Below are 18,030 nucleotides of genomic sequence, written 5' to 3'. Positions count from 1 at the left end.
GAATAATATGTTCCGCAAGATGTGCGCTGTAAACAGCGCCATCTTCTTCGGCGGTCTTCCGCCCGCCTCGGGAAGGGGACCATGCTGGCCCCTGTTCCATCCCCCGGCCCGAAGTGAAGTAGCCGCACGGGCATGGGTCATTCATAGAGCTTACGCAATCTTTCACATCGCTCCATCAGGCGCTCGGTCAGAAGCGTGGTCGTATCCAGCGCAAGGCCGCTGGCACGGCACTCCGCCAACACGCGCTGCGCCGCGTCCGGCAGGGCGGCAATATAGTCGAGGACGTGCTGCACAGCCTTTGCGCCATCGTAGCGGGACTCGGCGGACGTCTTCTTCCAATGGCTCGGATAAATCCTGTCGTGCTTGCGCTCGCCGCCGACTGCCATGGCAAGCCGGTTGTAAGTCTCGCGGTCATAGGGCAGAGCGCTGATAATGTCGTAGAGCGGCGCAAGCCGGAACCGGCCACCGGCTTCCATCAGCAGGCTATAGTTCTTGCCGTGCGCGTCGACGCCCGCGATGATGAAATTGAAAGCGCAGGCCCGCATGAACCTCTCGCGATCCGCATCCGGGTTGCCGGAACCCTCTAGCAGACGCATCACCTGTTTGATGCCGGGACCGCCCTGATGCTGGTACTTGTTGGCCGGATGCACGGACAAGGCCGAACAAACATCCTCTTGATGGATGCGGTAAACCCTTCCGCCAGCGGCATCCAGCGGCAGTCGCTGCTTGCCTTTGACGCGCACACGGTCATAGCGCGGGACGACGATGGTCTGAAGATCGCCAATCCGCACCACTTCGCTCTTGATAACGTGCAAGCCGACAGCCTCGGCAAGACGCAGGCAGAAATGCTCGTTCTCGACCTGCTGCGCGAGATCGGCAATCGAAGGTTTGATGATATGCGTGGAGGGCGTGTAGCCGCGCTGCTCATACCAGCGTCCACCAACCCGGCACACGGCCAGTTTTGGCTGCGCCCCCGCAAGGCTGAAAAAGCCGCTGTCCTCTCCGATATGCGTTTTGCCGGATGCGCGCTGGCGGTTCCGCAAAACTTCCGCCAACTGTTCCTCGCTGACCCGCGTGATCCGCTCGCGCTTACGCAAGCTCCCGATCTGCTCCGGCGGAACGATCTGCACCGCGCCGGGCAGGTCTTCACCCCGCGCGCCTGCCAAAGCGAACGGATTGCGGTGTGAAATGTCGTGCTCGGCCGCGATCTGTCGCAGCGTCTCCTCGCGGTCAGGGAGCAGATTCCACAGATACGCCTCAATGGCCTTGTGCGGATGTTCCTTCGCGGTCAGCGGCATCGATAGCGAGAGCGGCACCGCATCGACCCGGTTCCGCCACGCATCGTCATAGACGAACCGCAGCTTGCCCGCCGCACCCTGAAAGACGGAGCCGACTTCTTCCTCGTCGATCAGAACGCGCAGTTCAGTCATCGACGATCTCATCGATGCTGATACGTGGGCGGGATTTACCCTCTGCAGGCTTGCCAGGCGTGCGCTCCGGCTCAGCCTCATCATCCTCGAGGGCGAGCGACAGGCCTAGTACGTTAAGCGCGCGGAGCACAATGCCGAGCGTGATGCCCGGGTCACCCCTTTCAAGACGCGATACCGATTCGCGGTTCACTTCGAGCCGCGCTGCCAGTTCGGTCTGATTCAATCCCCGCTTGCGCCGCGACTCTTTCACGGCTGCGCCGAGGTCATTGGGTCGCCTGATGTTCATTCCTGCCGGGTTCGCCTTTCGCTGGATATATCCGACATCAATATACTGTCGGATATATCCGACGTCAAGTATTTGACGGGTATTTCCGACAATCTCTTATTGACGGATATATCCGTCAATAGTGATGTTTTCACGTCTCAACCACTCGCATTGCGACCATCATCAGAACGAAAGGGGTACACGCGAGCCTCGAATCGTGCCATGTGCATGCAAGGGGAACGGATGACGCTTTGAGATGAGGACAACCGGCCGGTCAAGCCCCGGCTGTGTCGACATCACGCTTCGCTGTCGACATCGTGCTCCCGGATTAACGGTGCGCGCCAGGTGTCATGAACGAAGTCGCGATCAAAAAGAAGCTGAGAAGAATCAGGGCTGGCGGCGCACCGCGCGTTCTCGACCTCTTCGCGGGGTGCGGCGGCCTGTCTCTCGGCTTTCAGGCATCCGGCGCGCGCATTGAAGCCGCTGTTGAATCAGATCCTGATGCTGCCCGCTCGCATGGCCTGAATTTTCACAAGGGCGATCCGCGGCACTCTTCAGCACGCGATATCACCGACACGACACCTCAAGCGCTGTGCGACGAGCTGGGGATGGGTAATCCCGCTGCCGCCTTTGATATCATAGTGGGTGGCCCACCCTGTCAGGCTTTTGCCCGCGTCGGGCGATCCAAACTGCGCGAAGTGGCCGATCATCCCGAAGCGTTCCGCCACGATCCCCGCGCGCGGCTTTACATAGAGTATCTCGACTACGTTGAAGCCTGCCACCCCCTTGCTGTCGTGCTGGAAAATGTCCCCGACATGCTCAATCACGGTGGGCACAATATCGCGGAAGAGATCTGCGAGGTTCTGGCCAGCCGTGGTTACGTCTGCGGCTATACGCTGTTAAATTCCGCCTTCTATGGCGTGCCCCAGATGCGCGAACGCATGTTCCTCATCGCGCTGCACGAAACGCTCGGTGAGGACGTATCCTTCCCGTTGCCGACACACAGGATAAACCTTCCGACTGGATACGGGAGTTCGCGGCTTGTTGCCCTCAAGCATCTTGAAGCGCTCGCGGTACGCAACGGCAAAGCACATTTCCTGACACCGCCCGCGGCGCAAGGCGCGCTGCCGATGGCCGTAAGCGCGAGGCAGGCCATTGGCGATCTTCCCCGCATTGATGCCCGCGCTCTTCTGGCCTCAGGAGAGCTGAAACGGTGTGCAAGGCGTTTCGATCAACCGGTCCCGTATAACCAGCCCAAGCGACCGAACGCCTACGTAAAAGCCATGCGGAACTGGCCGGGTCTTGCCACCCCAGCGGCAATTTCCGATCACGTGATCCGGTATCTTCCAAGGGACTATGCGCTGTTCGCCCGCTTGAAGCCCGGCGATCAGTACCCCGAAGCCTTCCGGATGGCAGAGAGGATGTTGGACGAGGCGCTAAAGCAGCTTGCAGCCGAAGGCAAACCAATCAGACGAAACTCCGCAGCATGGGAGAAGCTCAGGGCCAGCATCGTACCCCCGTACGATCCGACCAAGTTCCCGAATAAGTGGCGCAAGATGGAACCCGATCTTCCGGCGCGCACACTCATGGCTCATCTCGGAAAGGACAGTTACAGTCACATCCACTACGACAGCGATCAGGCGCGGACGATTTCGGTGCGCGAAGCCGCAAGGCTTCAGTCGTTTCCTGACGGTTTCCGGTTCTGCGGTACGATGAACCCTGCATTCCGCCAGATCGGCAATGCCGTTCCGCCCCTTCTGGCCAAGGCTGTCGCTCAAAGTGTAATGGCTGCCCTGCAGCCAGCCCGCGTGCCCACACCGGCACAATTGGCATTTGCCGGAGTGTAGATCGTGACGGCGAGCGGCAAGGAAATCATCGTTGTTCGTTCGCTGACCGACTCCGATTTCGGCTTGTTTGCGGCCCACCGCATGCGAATGGCCAGCAAGCAAAGGGCGATTGCCATCGTCGCGTCCGTTGCCCGCCAGATGCTCTCGCCACAGGTCTATGACGCAGACGGCGCAATATTCGAATGCGTCGTCAAGTTTGGCGACATAACGATCAAAGAGCCGCGCAAGTTCGGCAAGACCGGCAAGAACTGGAGGCTGGGCGGCAAGAAGATCGAAGGAGAGGACTTCGCTTCGCTGGACAGCAAGGATTTTGCGCTCATTCGGACGATAGCCAATAATGACGGCAGCGCACCGCTCTCCATTACGTTCATCGCGCGGGGCACAGATCGCGTCACCCATGCCGGCATCGCTGCCATCGTGGAGCGACATCTCGATCAGAGCATGGCCGTGTTTGAACAGGACTCGGAAGGCTTTGACGCGCTCAAGGCTTATTGTCCCCCCGCCGTGCATACGCCCTCTGTTACGCCGCGCAAACGCGTACGGGCCAAATCGGCACCGCCAGCGCCAGCGCCCGCGCCCGTCATTCCGCCTATGCCGCGCGATGCTCCCGCGCAGGCAGAGCCGCGCAAGCAGACCATCCACGAAAAGGTGCGAAGCCCGCACATTATGGAGCGGATGTTCCGCGTGGCAGGGGATCTCTCTGCCCCCGCCCAGATACGCTTTTTTCAGATCGTCGAGGAACTTGCCGATCAGCTTCGCAAGGTTTTGCGGGCCACAAACCGGATTGTCCCGATCTCCCAGAGTCATCGGGATTTTTGGCCGACAGTCGCAGGGCAGCCCATTGGCTTCATAGACGGCGGCCTTGCCAATCTCTCATCACTGGGCGCTGCGCCGATTGCTGCCCGTGTCGGCGGCTATCTGGTTACGCCAGGCAAAACGGGAGCCGACCGCGAACATTTCACGATGCTCAAGCATCTGATCGATGAGCTTTACTCCCATGCCGAAGGAGGCGTTTACGACGACAGTTTTCCTGACATCGGCGCGCTCCGGGATGCGGCCCGTATATCGATTGAGACCGCCGGGGCTGTTCAGATGCTGGGGCAGCACCCCGATGCGAAATGGATTCTAATGCACGGGGCGCTCGTCAACCCTGTCTCCAGGTACACGGATGTGATGGATGACGGACGCGTCCGCCACAGATTTCCGCATTTCTCCGACTCCGCTCTGGCCGAACTCATTCCGGGTGAACCGCCGAGAGAAGGGCGCGAGCGCAACTTCATCAGCGTTTATCTGCGCCAACTCCAGCTTTTGCGGGACGGAAACGCTATCGTCTGCGGTGTTGTTGAGCGCGAAGCGACGACGACATCAGTCATCCGCGCCGTTCTGGACGCGCTCGAAGATCACGAAATCGCAAGTCTTTTACCGGTGCCACCCGCAGAGTGGAAAAGCTGGTTCCGCCACCAGGTCGATCCTGCCGATGATCCCGACAGCGAAGGCCAGCGCATCACCGACTCTCTTCTTTTCCGGTGCGTGCTGGAACCCGGCGAGGCGCTCAGACCCGTGCCGGTTAACCGCAACGAACTGCGGCGCGCGCCGCCTGCCTGGCGCGATACCCATATCGCTCACTACCCCACACCGTTTGTTTCTTACGTGCAGGTTTCTGAATGGAGTTCGCCCGTCCGGCTTGAGATGTTTGAAAACAATCTTTCACGCTTCGAGGATGCTGCAAAACTGGTGACCCACTGCGCCTTGCTCCTCCCGCGTTACGCTTTCCCCGTAGGACTGGATATCGTGGACCGCTTTGCCAAGGTCCCCAACTGGATGACCCGGCCCATTAATACATACACAACCGTTCAGGCCCTCAAGCGCGCTCTCGACACTGGCGATACGCGGACTTTCGATGCGCTCCGGCGCGTCCTTTGCGGATCGAGCCGGGAGTGGCTGTTGAGGCCGGGCCTCAATCGATAGGGATGTTAACGCATGGATACGACCGCCGCACCGCAAACGACGGAAGAAAGCTGGCGTCCTGTCGGAACCGTCGTCGGCAATGCGGGTATTTCCGAATTCACTTTTATTCTTCGTCAGTTTCAGGCCCGCGTCGGTGACATCGTTGCGCTCAGCATGGATGTGCCCGATGGCTCATTCACTGAGCAGACGCGCATCTATGTCTGGGCGCGGATCACCGATATCCAGCGCTTCAATCCCTTCTTTCCGTTCGAAGCCGGTCAGGAGCTTGCCAATGAGGGGATATCGCTGGAATCAACCGTGCTGGCCAATACGCGCGATCAGCTTGAAGCCTCGGCCCTCATTCTGGGGGCAACCACCGACACCAATCTGTCAAGCCTCTTCCCGCTGACCTATCCGGTCAAACCGGCCTGCAAGGTTTATCACCCGCCCGCCGATGCGGTTCGGCAGCTTCTGATCGGAGAAGTCCACGATGAGCGGCGCGTTCAGATCGGAAGCCTGATCGCCCGGCGCGACGTGGAAGTCACGCTCTCAGCCCCAAAGCTTGTCGCCCGGCATCTTGCCGTTCTCGCCATGACGGGCGGCGGCAAGACTGTCGCCGCGCGGCGCATCATCCGCGAGCTTATCAACCACGGCTATCCGTTGGTAATCCTTGATCCGCATGGCGATTATATCGGCCTCTCGCGCTGTGAAGGGCTGCTAAGGCAGGATGCGCCGGATTGTTCCATCAAGCTCTTCTTTCCAGAGCTGCTGCTCCAGAAGGACGGGGAGGATCTCATCACCCGTATCATCTTTCAGATGACAACGGGGCTGACTGACCCGCAGAACGAGTATCTTCGCGCTCTTTATGAGAGGCTGCCTGCCAATGAAGGCGAACTGGCGCTGACCTATATCCGCAGGCTTCTCGACCAAACAACCGACGATCTGCGCCAGCAGAACGCTCCGCGCGGCGTACAGGGCTCAGGCAACTGGAAGCCAACCATCGGCGCAGTCGCCCGCAACCTTCGCATAATTCAGGATCGTCTGGTCCGCATGCAGCGCACCAGCGAGCAGATGAGAAAAAGCCCCAAGCTGAGCGGTCTCCCCTTCGAAGCGCTACCCAACCCGTTTGCGGAACCCGACAAGATCATCCAGCCGGGGCAGGTTTCCATCCTGTATCTGGCAGGCTACGACCACATTACGCAGTGTTCGATTGCAGCAATCACGCTGGAAACGCTCTTCGAGTTCCGCGCAGATCTCAGCGACCGCATTCCGCCGTTCTTCACGGTGGTAGAGGAAGCCCACACTTTCATCCCTTCCGCGCGCGAGGGGACGGCGGACGCGGTGTCTCTGCCCGTTATCCGCCGCATGATCACGGAAGGGCGGAAATTTGGCACCGGCCTCATGCTGATCTCGCAGCGTCCCAGCCGTCTTGATGAAACGATTGTTTCACAGTGCAACTCGTTTCTGATCCTGCGCCTCGTAAACCCCCGCGATCAAACATTCGTGCGCCAAGTTATGGAGAACCTCACGGATTCAGACGCGCGCATGATTCCCGGTTTTGGTCCCGGACAAGGCATCGTCAGCGGACAGGTCGTGCGCTTTCCGCTCGCCGTGAAAGTCGATATGGATCACGAGCTGCGCCTTGCGGAAATCGGTGACGAAGATTTCTTCGAGCAGCTTGAAGAATGGGAACCTGATCCCGATGCGCCCACGCGCGATGCCATGTCAGAGTCGATGAAAGCCGTCCGCCAGAGGCGCAAGAAACCGGATTGAGCAGGTGCCGGAATGGATGTCCTGACGGCAGAGCAACGCCGTTTCAACATGAGCCGTATCCGGGGCCGCGATACCGTCCCGGAGCTGCTCATCCGGCGCGCGCTGCATGCGAAAGGCTTCCGGTACCGGCTGCATGACCGCAGGCTGCCGGGACGCCCCGACCTCGTCTTTCCAAAATACCGCGCCGTGATCTTCATCCACGGCTGCTTCTGGCATGGCCATGACTGTCATCTGTTCAAGTGGCCGTCCACACGGAAGGAATTCTGGCAAGAGAAGATTGAGCGCAACCGCGCGCGTGACGACAGCGCGATCCGCAAGCTGCAGGAGAACGCCTGGCGCGTTCTGATTGTCTGGGAATGTGCGCTAAAGGGTCCGCATCGAACCGCCTTACCGTCGATCACATATCAATGTGTCTCGTTCTTGCAGTCCCGGCTTTCCGCCTTGTCGATCCCGGGCACCCCATTAAACCATGAGAGTGCTGCAATATCTCGTGCACAAGGAGGATAGGTGCATATTGTCCGCCTCAAAATCTCCGGCTTCCGGGGCGTTCGTTCGGCGGACATTAACTTGGGTCGCCATTCCGTTCTGGTTGGACCGAACAACAGCGGCAAGACCACCCTGATCGAGGCGCTCGCCTTGCTTTTCGGACGTGACCGTCTAGTTCGCCGCCTCACAGAGCATGATTTTCATGGCAGCGCGCCAGACGAGCAGGCGCGCATCCTGTGCACCGCCACGGTGACAGGTTTCACGCCGAATGACCCGCATCACCATTCTTCTTGGTTCAGTGCGGAGCGAGGCGTCGAGAAGTGGTTCGACCCAAATGCCAAGACTTTGAGGGCTGCGCCTGACGCACAGCATACCGACCTTGCCATCCAGATCGGGTTTGCCGCGCGGTTCGACCTGGACGAGCTGGAAGCCGAAACCCTGCGCTTCTTCGTTGATGACGAGGCCACGCTGGGCGATCCGTTCGCCGAAGACGCGCATCTCCGCACCATCCACACCAAGGCGTTTCAAGAATTGGGCTTCTTTCTGGTTCCGGCCTCGCGCACATGGGACCGCTGGATTTCCTTTTCGTCAGAATTATTTCGCCGCGTGGTGGCCACGCGCGGGGACATGCCCGCGCAGGCCGTCCGCGCCGAACGGGCGCGCCTCTGGAATCCGCCAGCAGGCGAGCAGCTTGAAGAACAGCCGGGACTTGCCGAGATCGTCGGTGCCGCCAACGACGAACTGCGCACCCTCATGGCAAGCGCGCCCCGACTTCAATTGCGCCTGACTGCCACTGACAGCAATTCCGTTCTGGAAAGCGTCGTGCCGCATTTCGTGCATGGGACGGGACCAACCCTTCCCTCGCAGCGGCAGGGCACGGGGCTTGTCTCTCTTCAAAGTCTTCTTTTGCTCATGCAGTTCGGCAAAGCGCGGGCGGAAACAGGCCAGTCCTTTGTGCTGGCCGTCGAGGAACCCGAACTGCACATCCAGCCTTCCCAGCAGAAACGGCTGGTCAACCGCCTCAATGCGCTCTGCGATCAAACGATCGTGACGACGCATTCCCCCATCGTGGCTGCAATGTTTCCCGCTCCCGATACGCTCTTCATCGAAATGCGCGACGGCGTCTTAAACGCCAGGCCGCTGATGAACCCTGTTCCCGCGCAGCCCACCAATCATCAGCAGCATCTTCTCTATGCGTGGCGGCAAAAGCTGGTGGCCGCGCTCATGCACGAATGCGTCCTGATTCCCGAGGGAGTTTCGGATGTGGCATGGCTTGAGGCGCTACAAACTGCCCTCGAACTGTATCAAGGCTGGCAGGACGCCGGAAACGGGGCATCGCCCCTTTCCACCTTCGTTGGCGTCGTCCCGACCATTGACGCCAAGATTGCCGATACGTTCGCACTGGTTAGCGCCGTTCACGCGCGGCCCTGCATCCTCGTGGACGGGGACAATGATGGGCGCGGATATTTCGATGCAGTGAAAGTCCACAATCCACCGCCTCGCTGCGTGGTGTTCTGGCCGCAGGCCTGGGCCATGGAGCATGTGGTTTCGTGGATTGCGGGCGCGGATGAAGCCACGACGCTGTCCGCGCTAGGAACTATGCTTGGGACGCCGTTCGCAGACAATCAGGCGCTCACCGCCCATTTGCTCACCCAGAAATCCTACGCGCCGACCCAAGAGAGCGCAGCCGTCACCCTGATGGCCAATGCGGCTTGTCGAACGCGCGCCGCTCAGTTCCTCAACGCCCTATGCGAGGTGCTGCGCGATCCAGCAAACGCCAACACCCCGCTCTTTGCGCGCATTCCGGCAGACTCGACCGTCGACATGCATGTATTCCGGTTTGTGCCGTCATGACGTTCGATTTCTTCGAGGGAGCGGCGGGCACAGGCAAGACCCACAATATCGTGAGCCGCGCAGGGGAGATCGTTCAGGACGGCGCGCTAGGCGAAGGGCACAAGCTCCTGGCGCTTACCTTCATGAACGGCGCACGCCGCCGATTGGATGCGCGCCTCGGCGAAAAGGCGGCGTTCCGAGGCCGCTTCGATTGCCAGACGTTCGACGTGTTCGCCCGGACGTTGGCGGCGCGGCGCAGGAGCATGATTACCCCGGAAATGCAGACGCAGGCCGATGCCCTGAATCAATTCGACGGGCCGTGTGCTCTGGCGGCGGGGTTATTGGAGAACGAATCTATTCGCAAATGGGTGGCGAGAAGCTTCCCCCTTATTGTGGTCGATGAAGCGCAAGACCTTGACGAGTACCGGATGCGCATACTTCAGGGACTTTCGCCGTGCTGCCGGATCGTGGCGGCAGCGGATGCGTTTCAATGCCTTGAACGCGGGCGGGACACGACCGCTCTAATGGGCTGGCTGGAAGGCGCAGGACAAACCCACCGTCTCGCGCAGGTGCGGCGCACCACGCAACAGGGTCTTCTCGCCGCCGCGCTCGCCGTGCGCGAAGGCCGAGACATCAAAACCGTTCTTACCGCAAACACCTTTAACGGCAGAACGACATGGAACGGCGCGGGCTTCCGCCTTGTCGAAGCATCGATCAAGAAAAACAATTCCGGTCTTCTGGCGTGGGTGATTGCTAGTGACATAAAGCAGCGGCAAGGTCCGGTAGTTATTCTTACTCCTGACTCAAACCATCAGGTTATTCGCGCGGCACTTCAAACTGTTCAGACAAAACAACAAACCTATAAAAATAGCGGTACGACCTTCGGGCCATATCCTCACACATGGGACCGTCACGACAATGAAGAAGCCGATTCCTTGCTGGCCGATGTCGTGTTGCCGGATACGGCATCCAGCACCGATCTTCGCACGCTGCTGACTCCGCTGGCCGGACATGCGGCTATTGCGCAGGCGATCAGCCGCATGGACCGTTTGCGCAGGGCACACGGGCAAGCAGAGTTTACTGCCGCGCAAGTCACCGAATTCGTGCGGGAGTCCGTGCGCAACCGTTCGCGTCTCGGCTTCCGGCAACAACGTGGTCATCTTGTCATGACAATCCAGCGTGCCAAGAACCGTGAATTTCCGAATGTCATCGTGCTCTGGCCACATACGGCGACAGGCAGCCCGGAGCATTTGCGGAGGCTCCTCTACAACGCCGTCACGCGCGCGCAGAACCATTGCACTGTCATTGTGCTCGGTCAGGGTCGGCTGAACGCTCCTCCGTTTGCACCACCCGCCCCGTGAAGGGCCTTTGTTGGGCGTCTCCCCGTCCGTTGTCCGGGGCCGGGCTGTCGCTGAAGCCGAGCCTGCGCCGACGGCTTGTCTCGGCCCTTTCGGGCTTCCATCCCATGACGCGGAAGAATTTCTGAGCTTCGCGCTTCTTTGCCTGAAGGGGTCAGGGAGGGCGCTGCCCTCCCTCCCTTGGCACGTCTTCTAACGGCACTGACAGGGCCGCATCCCGCGCAGGGCAAGTGTCCCCCGCCCGCGATGGCAGCCCGGCCATGCCGACAAGCCGCACCGACCCACACCCTCCCGCTTTCGCCAAGGGGCAGGGGTGCAGCAGCACCCCCTTTTTACGGGGTTGGAAGAAGACGAAAGGAAAGACCCATGCGTATTGCGACTGATTTTGATTACTCCACTTACTTCAAGCCGCGCGTACCGGAGCGCCGCGCACCGTTTGAATTTTACCCGACGCCGCCCGCAGCGATCCGCGCCCTGCTTTCGGTAGAGAGCTTTGACGGCGATGTGTGGGAACCCGCCTGCGGTGACGGTGCCATCAGCCGCGAACTTGTGGCCGCCGGATATGACGTTATCGCCACCGACATCACCGATTGGGGCTACGGCTATCCCGGCTATGATTTCCTCACGCTGGAAACGCCGTTCGCGCGCAACATCGTGACCAACCCGCCTTACGGCTGGGGCATGGCTGACAGGTTCGTGGAGAAGGCGCTGGCCTTCACGGCAGAGACGGGCGGGCGCGTGGCCATGCTGTTGAACATTGCCTCGCTCTGCCATCCCAAGAGGCATGATGATTTCGTGCGCCAGTCGCCCAGCGTGATTTACGCCCTTGATGAATGCGTGTGCTTCCCGCTGGGCAAGCCCGAACGCGCCACCAAGCACACATCCAGCCACCGCTATGCGTGGCTGATCTGGGATCACGCCCAAAAGGGCGATTGCGCTATGCGCTGGCTGTCAACCGCGCCCTTTGGTTAGGGCGCAGCCATTTCCCCACGCTCAAACAAGAAGGAGAAAAACCATGAGCACACCCGACAACCGCACCCTTGCCGTGCTGATCAACGCCATTGACCAGCGCTGCTGTCCGCGGTGCATCACACAAAAGAATCCGCCGAAGCCCTTAAACACGACAAGCGCAACCTTGCCATCGGAACGCTGCTTGTCATCGAGCAGGATTTGGAACTCGCGCTCCAGCTCTACCGCGCCGCCATCGCCCTGCACCGTACGCTGAAAGGCGGGGCTGCATGATAGAACACCCCCGCATTGTTCTGGAAACATTGAGCATCGAGGCGCTGGACATGCGCCCGGCGCAAAACGAAATCCGCGCCCGGTATGGGCGCGGCTATCACCTGAGCGATGATTGCTTGCGTGATGTGGCGGCGCTCTGGGGAATTGGGCCGGAGCATGAGTGCATCAACAGCTCAGGCGTGTTTATCCCGTATGAGCGCATCGAGCTTGCCAAGGGCCGTTGCCGCGCAGAAATCCGCACCGTGCGCACGCCTTCCGGCCTCTGGGCGATGGATATATCCTATGCGGCGGCCATCTGCGGCGGAGGGGCATCGCCGTCCGTCTGGAACGGAACCGCCTTCTTTAGCGAGGCTGACGCACGCGCCGCCGGGCTTCAAGCGCTCATCACGCGCTTTCGCGCCATCATTGCCGAAGGCGGGTCGGATGCAAGCGAGGCCCGGCAGCTTATCGCCCTGCTCGAAGCCGAGCGCACGCCGAGCTTGCGCTGTTCTAAGGCGAAAAAATTCGCGTCCTGCGGGCCGGGCGCTTTCGCCCAAGAGCGTTTCACCCGATCAGGGGCGAGGGTTTGCGCATAGTGTTTCCATAATCGCGATGGGGGCTCACGCATCGCGGGGAAGGATATGCGCTGCCCATGAAACTCGACGTTGAAAAATACCTCCATCATCTCGATGGCATGGATCTCAGCGAGGCTGAGAAAAATCGAATTTATCCGCACGCTCTGGCTGATCGCGCAGTGCTTCGTGGATGATGCCTACAGCAGCCAGCAAGTGGGCGAGAAGCCTCATATTTCTCAACTAAAATCGGGCTTTGAAGCTGCCAATGTGATAGACTTAAACAACATCAAACAGACCCGCACCAAGGCCGCGAACGACAACGCCGCATCGCGGGGTAAGAAGGGCGCGGCGTAAGCTGCAAACCCGCATCCAAGAAGGAGTGCAAGCACGAAGGAAGGAGAGCATGAGCGCCAACGACAACACAAAATTGCATCACACACGGGCCGTCATCTACGCACGCGTTTCCAGCGCCAAGCAGGTGGAGGAGGGGCACGGCCTTGAATCCCAAGCCATGCGCTGCCGGGAATATGCCGAGCGCAAGGGCTATGAACTCGTAGAAACGTTCTTTGACAAGGCCATCTCCGGCTCGCTGTCCGACCGCCCTGGCGTTATGGCCATGCTTTCTTATCTCAAGCATCACAGCCGCAGCGGCGAGATCGTCGTGGTCATCGACGACATCAGCCGTCTTGCGCGCGACACGCGCGTCCATACCGATCTGCGCCTTGCCATAGGCCTCGCCGGCGGCAAGCTGGAAAGTCCCTCGATCACGTTCGGCGATGATTCCGACTCCATCTTCGTCGAGAACGTGCTGGCCAGCGCCAGCCAGCATCAGCGTCAGAAGAACGGTGAGCAGACCAAGAACCGCATGCGCGCCCGCGCTATGAACGGTTACTGGGTGTTTCATGCACCCACCGGCTACGCCTACAAGAAGGTTGCCGGGCACGGATTGGTGCTCGTCCGCAACGAGCCGCTCGCCTCCATCGTGCAGGAAGCCCTTGAAGGCTTCGCCTCAGGCCGCTTCCAGACGCAAGCCGAGGTAAAGCGTTTCCTCGAATCCCAGCCGGAATATCCCTGCAAGACGAAGCAGGGCACCGTCCGCTACGAAGAGGTGCTGCGTCTCTTAAGCCGTCCACACTATGCCGGGTATATCGAGGTGCCCCATTGGGGCGTGTCCTTGCGGAAGGGACATCACGAGGGCCTGATCGACCTTCAGACCTTTGAGAAAATACAGCAGCGCATCAAGGGCGGCGCGCGCGTCTTCTCCACGGATATCGCCGAGGACTTCCCGCTGCGCGGCTATGCCGTATGCGCCGAATGCGGCGGCCCGCTCACCGCTGGCTGGTCTAAAAGCAAGACCGGGAAGAAGCACCCTTATTATTTCTGCTTCACCAAAGGCTGCGCCTGCCGGGGCAAATCCATAAAGCGCGACGTAATCGAGGAGCAGTTCGGCATGCTGCTGCAAGGGCTGTGCCCCTCATCGCAGACCGCCGCACTGTTCAAAGACCTGTTCTTCGATGCATGGGAGCAATACGCCAGCCGTACCGAGGAGGTCGCCAAGGCTCTCCGCAACGACCTTCGCAGGACCGAGCAGCAGATCGAGCAATTGCTCGACCGCATCGTGGAATCCTCCACGGCGTCCGTGATCGCAGCCTATGAACGGCGCATCGCCGGGCTGGAGAAGGACAAGCTCATCATCATCGAAAAGCTGCAAGAGAACGCCGCCCCAAGGCGTAACGCCGCGCAGCAGTTTGAACCCGCCTTCCGCTTCCTCGAAAACCCGCATGAACTGTGGATTTCCGAGCGTCTAGAGGACAAGAAACTGGTGCTGAAACTCACCTTCGCAGACCGCTTGGCCTACTGCCGGAATTCGGGATTTAGAACCCCAAAAACCACCTTACCTTTCAAGGCGTTAGAGGCAATTCAGGGCGGGGAATGCAAAATGGCGGAGGGGGTGGGATCTGAACCCACGAGACGGTTTCCCGCCCACACGCGTTCCAGGCGTGCGCCTTCAACCACTCGGCCACCCCTCCTACGGAAGCGGCGCAATATAGCCAGCGTTCGCGATGAAGCAACAGCCATCTGCGTTTCCCCATCGCATGATTTCATTTTTCGCTCCGCGGCCTGCAACCCGGACGCAAACAGCCGTGCATCTTTGCTGTGTTTGTCGTCCTCAACCGACAAAATCCTGGCCGACAGAGCGTTCCGATGCGGCCCATCAGCCACAGAAGCTGCATTTTTCTCAGCATCTGCGATTTTCCGTCCTGATCATTCAGGCGAACGCAAATCGCCGGGTTGCAGCGGCAGGGGTTAGATACTTATTTAACCAAGCGTGTGTTAATTTGAGACATCGGGTTAACCACGGAGCGACGTGTGAAGCGGCTGCGTGCGTGCACTGTCATCGAGTGGTTTGGGAATTGTAGGGGAGAAGCGTGTGGTGAACTGGGTCAAGCGGAGCGCCGCACTAGCGGCAGCGGGCGGCATCGTCATGGCTTTGGCCGGCACCGCCTCAGCTCAAGCGGTTAACCCCTTTCCATCGCTGATTGGTGCATGGAGCGGCAAGGGCACCGCCCGCATCGAAGGCGGCAAGAACGAAAAGCTTTCCTGCAAAGGGTATTATTCCGGCACCGGTGGCTCGGAAATGAAGCTCAACATCATTTGCGCCAACAACTCCACCAAGGTCGACCTGCGCTCGCAGCTTAAGTACGCCAACGGACGCGTGACGGGCACCTGGGAAGAACGCACGTTCAACCAGACCGGCACCATCTCCGGCAGCGCCGATGAATCCAAGCTGCGCCTGAACATCGGTGGCGGCGCCCTCAACGGTTTGCTCTCGGTTTCCTTCTCCGGCTCCAAGCAATCGGTATCGCTATCGACGCAAGGGTCGGCGCTTAAGGGCGTCAACATCAGCTTCGCCCGCAACGGCTAACCGACGGACGCTCGGGCCATATGCAGGCTATGGCTTCGAGGTGCATCCGTTGAGGGCAGTTGCGTCATTGATGCTGCGAGGACACACGATCCGACCGGATCGAACGGCGGGCGGAGGCACGAATCACAATCGTGCTAACGTGGACACGAATTGAGCTGGTGCGCCCTCACAATAAATACTTGGCGCGGCACCTCAGCTTTACGCGCCAGAATTTCATAGCGCCAACGGCACCGTTCAGGCGCGAACCACCGGACGGCTCAGGCCGCGGGATAGTCGGAGATGAAGATGAAACGCTTTCCGTTCGCTGCGTCGGTGTTGATGGCCCTCGCCGCCTTTGCGCTGGTGGCAACGCCGGCATCCGCTCGTCCACGCGCCGTCACCAAGATCCTCGGCTATGTCACCGCGCACAGCCATGACGGCAACGGTTCGATCCGGGCGCCCTATCGCAATACCGACGTCGGCTATCAGGTACGCCTGCCGCGCGGCACATGGGTCTATTGCCGGACAACCTGCGCCGAGACGCTGCGCGTCAACACGGTCGATGTCTGGGCCAATGTAGACAATGCAACGCCCATCGGCGTCGGCACGCTGCAGCAGGAATGCGGTGCGTTTGGCTGCCTTCGCTGGGAGCGCAGTTTCTGAGGCGCTCTGGCGCCGTTCTAGATCGCTTGCCGCTTGCTGAAATAAAAAAGCCGTTCTGCAATCAACTGCAGAACGGCTTTTTTGTAGCTCGCGCTGATCATCATGGTCATGGCCGACAATGCAGCCAGCCACGACACCGATGGTTTTACAGCCCGGCGATAAACGGGTTGGTGCGGCGCTCATGCCCGATGGTGCTGGTCGGCCCGTGGCCACAGATGAAGGCGACCTCGTCCGGCAACGGCAGCAGCTTGGTGCGGATCGAATTCATCAGCGTCTCATGGCTGCCGAGTGGCAAGTCGGTACGCCCGACCGACCCCTGAAACAGCACGTCGCCCATCATCGCAAAGCTTTGCGCCCGGTTGAGCAGCACCACCGAACCCGGCGAATGGCCCGGGCAGTGCAGCACCTCGAACGTATGGCCCGCCACCTCAACCTTTTCGCCATCGGCCAGCCAGCGGTCAGGCGTCACCGTGCGTGCCGGGATGCCATAGGATGCGGCCTGCGTTTCGAGGTTATCCAGCAGCGGCTGCTCAGCGGCGTGCGGACCCTCAATCGGGATACCGCCCAGCCGCTCGCGCAGTTCCGCCGCGCCACCCGCATGATCGATGTGGCCGTGGGTGAGCAGAATTTTCTCCGGCTTCATGCCGATCTCAGCGATGGCACCCTCGATGCGATCAAGATCGCCGCCCGGATCAACAACCGCGCCCACCATCGTCTCGGGGTCCCACAGCAGCGTGCAGTTCTGCTGAAACGGTGTCACCGGCACGATCGCAGCCTGCAGCCCTTTGGCGGCCGGTGCGGATTTATCGGAATTGGCCATGGGGCAGTCTCGTCCTCGTGCTGTTAACGGGTTATTGCGCGCTTCAGTAGCGGAGTTGGCGGCGCCTCGCCAGCATCCCATAATGGCGGGATCGAATCGCGAGGCTGGATATGGTGATCCGCACGGCCAAAGTCCTGCTGGTGTTGCTGATCGGGCTTTGTGCGCTCCTGATCGGCCTCGACAACATCATCGATTACGGCACAAACTACGCCTTTGTGCAGCATGTGATGTCGATGGACACCATTTTCCCGACCTCGACGCTCACCTGGCGCGCCATCACCAGCCCGCTGCTGCATCACCTCGCCTACGCCCTCATCATCACCGCTGAGCTGCTCACCGGCCTTATCTGCATCATCGGCGCACGGCGGTTGTGGCGTGTTCGGGCTGCCGATGCGCTGCACTTCAACGCCGCTAAGGATTTGGCCACCATCGGCCTAACGCTCGGCTTTACGCTTTGGTTCTTCGGCTTCATGACCATAGGCGGTGAGTGGTTCCAGATGTGGCAATCGCAGGCGTGGAACGGTCAGCAGGCCGCGTTCCGCTTCATTGTGTGCATCGGTTTGGTATTGCTGTTTCTGAACCAGAGGGACGACGAACTTGCGTGAGCGGCGCACATCATCGGAACGGTCGGGTGCCTGCGTCGCGGTTGGGCATGCTGGATCGGTCATGCTGCTTGAAATCGCCAGCGGACGGCTGGTGTGGGAGCGGGCGCTAGCGGAATTCCCCGCCGGACTGCCATGCGAGGGCCAGCCCGTCAGCGTGCGTCTGGTTGAAGGCACAGTAATTGCCGCCTCGATGGGGCATGTGTTTGCGCTTTCTGCCGAGGATGGCGAGCTGCTCTGGCAAGTCAACCGGCGCGGCAGAGGTTCCGGCGAAACGAGCTTGGCGATCAGCCACGATTAGGATC

At 60.3% G+C, this 18,030-nt stretch carries 17 protein-coding genes, 1 tRNA gene and 1 pseudogene; 13 read left to right on the top strand and 6 right to left on the bottom strand.

Annotated elements, in window-relative coordinates:
- Positions 1-137: 137 nt before the first annotated feature.
- Positions 138-1,430, bottom strand: coding sequence for a type II toxin-antitoxin system HipA family toxin (locus tag QEZ49_RS01460; protein WP_280383517.1), 1,293 nt, complete (start codon positions 1,428-1,430; stop codon positions 138-140).
- A complete protein-coding gene (locus tag QEZ49_RS01455; protein WP_280383515.1) occupies positions 1,423-1,716 on the bottom strand; it encodes a helix-turn-helix domain-containing protein in 294 nt (97 codons plus the stop codon). The genes QEZ49_RS01460 and QEZ49_RS01455 overlap by 8 nt, the downstream gene beginning before the upstream one ends.
- 329 nt (positions 1,717-2,045) lie before the next feature.
- Between QEZ49_RS01455 and QEZ49_RS01450 the strand changes: the two genes are divergently transcribed.
- The 7 genes from QEZ49_RS01450 (at position 2,046) to QEZ49_RS01420 (ending at position 11,911) form a co-directional block, all read left to right on the top strand.
- Complete coding sequence (locus QEZ49_RS01450) at positions 2,046-3,542, top strand: DNA cytosine methyltransferase (protein WP_280383514.1); 1,497 nt, start codon at positions 2,046-2,048, stop codon at positions 3,540-3,542.
- Positions 3,543-3,545: 3 nt separating this feature from the next.
- On the top strand, positions 3,546-5,510 hold the full coding sequence (locus tag QEZ49_RS01445; RefSeq protein WP_280383512.1) for a DNA double-strand break repair nuclease NurA: 1,965 nt from the start codon (positions 3,546-3,548) through the stop codon (positions 5,508-5,510).
- Between the two features lie 12 nt (positions 5,511-5,522).
- Positions 5,523-7,262, top strand: a complete 1,740-nt coding sequence (locus tag QEZ49_RS01440) for an ATP-binding protein (protein WP_280383510.1) — start codon at positions 5,523-5,525, stop codon at positions 7,260-7,262.
- 12 nt (positions 7,263-7,274) lie between these two features.
- The gene (locus tag QEZ49_RS01435) at positions 7,275-7,769 is read left to right on the top strand and encodes a very short patch repair endonuclease (RefSeq protein ID WP_280383508.1); all 495 of its coding nucleotides are present in this window, start codon (positions 7,275-7,277) and stop codon (positions 7,767-7,769) included.
- The gene (locus QEZ49_RS01430) at positions 7,770-9,602 is read left to right on the top strand and encodes an AAA family ATPase (protein ID WP_280383505.1); all 1,833 of its coding nucleotides are present in this window, start codon (positions 7,770-7,772) and stop codon (positions 9,600-9,602) included.
- On the top strand, positions 9,599-10,942 hold the full coding sequence (locus QEZ49_RS01425) for an ATP-binding domain-containing protein (RefSeq protein ID WP_280383503.1): 1,344 nt from the start codon (positions 9,599-9,601) through the stop codon (positions 10,940-10,942). Before QEZ49_RS01430 ends, QEZ49_RS01425 begins: the two co-directional genes overlap by 4 nt.
- Before the next feature lie 363 nt (positions 10,943-11,305).
- Positions 11,306-11,911, top strand: a complete 606-nt coding sequence (locus tag QEZ49_RS01420; protein ID WP_280383501.1) for a hypothetical protein — start codon at positions 11,306-11,308, stop codon at positions 11,909-11,911.
- 21 nt (positions 11,912-11,932) lie between these two features.
- On the opposite strand, the gene QEZ49_RS01415 is transcribed toward QEZ49_RS01420, so the two are convergent.
- A complete protein-coding gene (locus QEZ49_RS01415; RefSeq protein ID WP_280383500.1) occupies positions 11,933-12,154 on the bottom strand; it encodes a hypothetical protein in 222 nt (73 codons plus the stop codon).
- A 23-nt stretch (positions 12,155-12,177) separates the two neighbouring features.
- On the opposite strand from QEZ49_RS01415, the gene QEZ49_RS01410 reads away from it, so the two are divergent.
- Together QEZ49_RS01410 and QEZ49_RS01405 are read left to right on the top strand one after the other, a co-directional pair.
- Positions 12,178-12,756: a hypothetical protein gene (locus QEZ49_RS01410; RefSeq protein ID WP_280383498.1), complete on the top strand. Its 579-nt coding sequence runs from the start codon at positions 12,178-12,180 to the stop codon at positions 12,754-12,756.
- A gap of 382 nt (positions 12,757-13,138) precedes the next feature.
- Positions 13,139-14,122, top strand: a pseudogene (locus QEZ49_RS01405) (recombinase family protein); the annotation flags it as partial.
- A gap of 87 nt (positions 14,123-14,209) precedes the next feature.
- On the opposite strand, the gene QEZ49_RS01400 reads toward QEZ49_RS01405, so the two are convergent.
- Together QEZ49_RS01400 and QEZ49_RS01395 are read right to left on the bottom strand one after the other, a co-directional pair.
- On the bottom strand, positions 14,210-14,518 hold the full coding sequence (locus QEZ49_RS01400; protein WP_280383496.1) for a hypothetical protein: 309 nt from the start codon (positions 14,516-14,518) through the stop codon (positions 14,210-14,212).
- A gap of 157 nt (positions 14,519-14,675) precedes the next feature.
- Positions 14,676-14,765, bottom strand: a tRNA-Ser gene (locus tag QEZ49_RS01395).
- Positions 14,766-15,169: 404 nt separating this feature from the next.
- On the opposite strand from QEZ49_RS01395, the gene QEZ49_RS01390 reads away from it, so the two are divergent.
- Positions 15,170-15,661 carry a hypothetical protein gene (locus QEZ49_RS01390; protein ID WP_280383495.1) on the top strand — a complete coding sequence of 164 codons (492 nt, stop codon included), beginning with the start codon at positions 15,170-15,172 and terminating at the stop codon, positions 15,659-15,661.
- A 279-nt stretch (positions 15,662-15,940) separates the two neighbouring features.
- On the top strand, positions 15,941-16,303 hold the full coding sequence (locus QEZ49_RS01385) for a hypothetical protein (protein ID WP_280383493.1): 363 nt from the start codon (positions 15,941-15,943) through the stop codon (positions 16,301-16,303).
- A gap of 145 nt (positions 16,304-16,448) precedes the next feature.
- Here QEZ49_RS01385 and QEZ49_RS01380 read toward each other — a convergent pair whose 3' ends face one another.
- Positions 16,449-17,123, bottom strand: a complete 675-nt coding sequence (locus QEZ49_RS01380) for an MBL fold metallo-hydrolase (RefSeq protein WP_280383491.1) — start codon at positions 17,121-17,123, stop codon at positions 16,449-16,451.
- A gap of 110 nt (positions 17,124-17,233) precedes the next feature.
- Here QEZ49_RS01380 and QEZ49_RS01375 point away from each other — a divergent pair, with 110 nt between their 5' ends.
- Positions 17,234-17,728, top strand: coding sequence for a DUF2165 domain-containing protein (locus tag QEZ49_RS01375; RefSeq protein WP_280383489.1), 495 nt, complete (start codon positions 17,234-17,236; stop codon positions 17,726-17,728).
- Positions 17,721-18,026, top strand: coding sequence for a PQQ-binding-like beta-propeller repeat protein (locus QEZ49_RS01370; protein ID WP_280383487.1), 306 nt, complete (start codon positions 17,721-17,723; stop codon positions 18,024-18,026). Before QEZ49_RS01375 ends, QEZ49_RS01370 begins: the two co-directional genes overlap by 8 nt.
- The last annotated feature ends 4 nt before the right edge of the window (positions 18,027-18,030 follow it).

Origin of the sequence: Hyphomicrobium sp. D-2 (genome assembly GCF_029872155.1) — a bacterium.
Classification (GTDB): Bacteria; Pseudomonadota; Alphaproteobacteria; order Rhizobiales; family Hyphomicrobiaceae; genus Hyphomicrobium_A.
Note: the sequence above shows the minus strand (reverse complement) of the source record. Positions and strands in the feature narration are given on the sequence as shown.

Excerpts from the sequence above, each read along its gene's own strand:
- QEZ49_RS01440 (WP_280383510.1), top strand. The coding sequence starts at position 5,523 with ATGGATACGACCGCCGCACCGCAAACGACGGAAGAAAGCTGGCGTCCT.
- QEZ49_RS01450 (WP_280383514.1), top strand. The coding sequence starts at position 2,046 with ATGAACGAAGTCGCGATCAAAAAGAAGCTGAGAAGAATCAGGGCTGGC.
- QEZ49_RS01400 (WP_280383496.1), bottom strand. The coding sequence starts at position 14,518 with ATGCGGGTTTTCGAGGAAGCGGAAGGCGGGTTCAAACTGCTGCGCGGC.
- QEZ49_RS01385 (WP_280383493.1), top strand. The coding sequence starts at position 15,941 with ATGAAGATGAAACGCTTTCCGTTCGCTGCGTCGGTGTTGATGGCCCTC.
- QEZ49_RS01410 (WP_280383498.1), top strand. The coding sequence starts at position 12,178 with ATGATAGAACACCCCCGCATTGTTCTGGAAACATTGAGCATCGAGGCG.
- QEZ49_RS01435 (WP_280383508.1), top strand. The coding sequence starts at position 7,275 with ATGGATGTCCTGACGGCAGAGCAACGCCGTTTCAACATGAGCCGTATC.
- QEZ49_RS01425 (WP_280383503.1), top strand. The coding sequence starts at position 9,599 with ATGACGTTCGATTTCTTCGAGGGAGCGGCGGGCACAGGCAAGACCCAC.
- QEZ49_RS01420 (WP_280383501.1), top strand. The coding sequence starts at position 11,306 with ATGCGTATTGCGACTGATTTTGATTACTCCACTTACTTCAAGCCGCGC.
- QEZ49_RS01375 (WP_280383489.1), top strand. The coding sequence starts at position 17,234 with ATGGTGATCCGCACGGCCAAAGTCCTGCTGGTGTTGCTGATCGGGCTT.
- QEZ49_RS01380 (WP_280383491.1), bottom strand. The coding sequence starts at position 17,123 with ATGGCCAATTCCGATAAATCCGCACCGGCCGCCAAAGGGCTGCAGGCT.
- QEZ49_RS01460 (WP_280383517.1), bottom strand. The coding sequence starts at position 1,430 with ATGACTGAACTGCGCGTTCTGATCGACGAGGAAGAAGTCGGCTCCGTC.
- QEZ49_RS01455 (WP_280383515.1), bottom strand. The coding sequence starts at position 1,716 with ATGAACATCAGGCGACCCAATGACCTCGGCGCAGCCGTGAAAGAGTCG.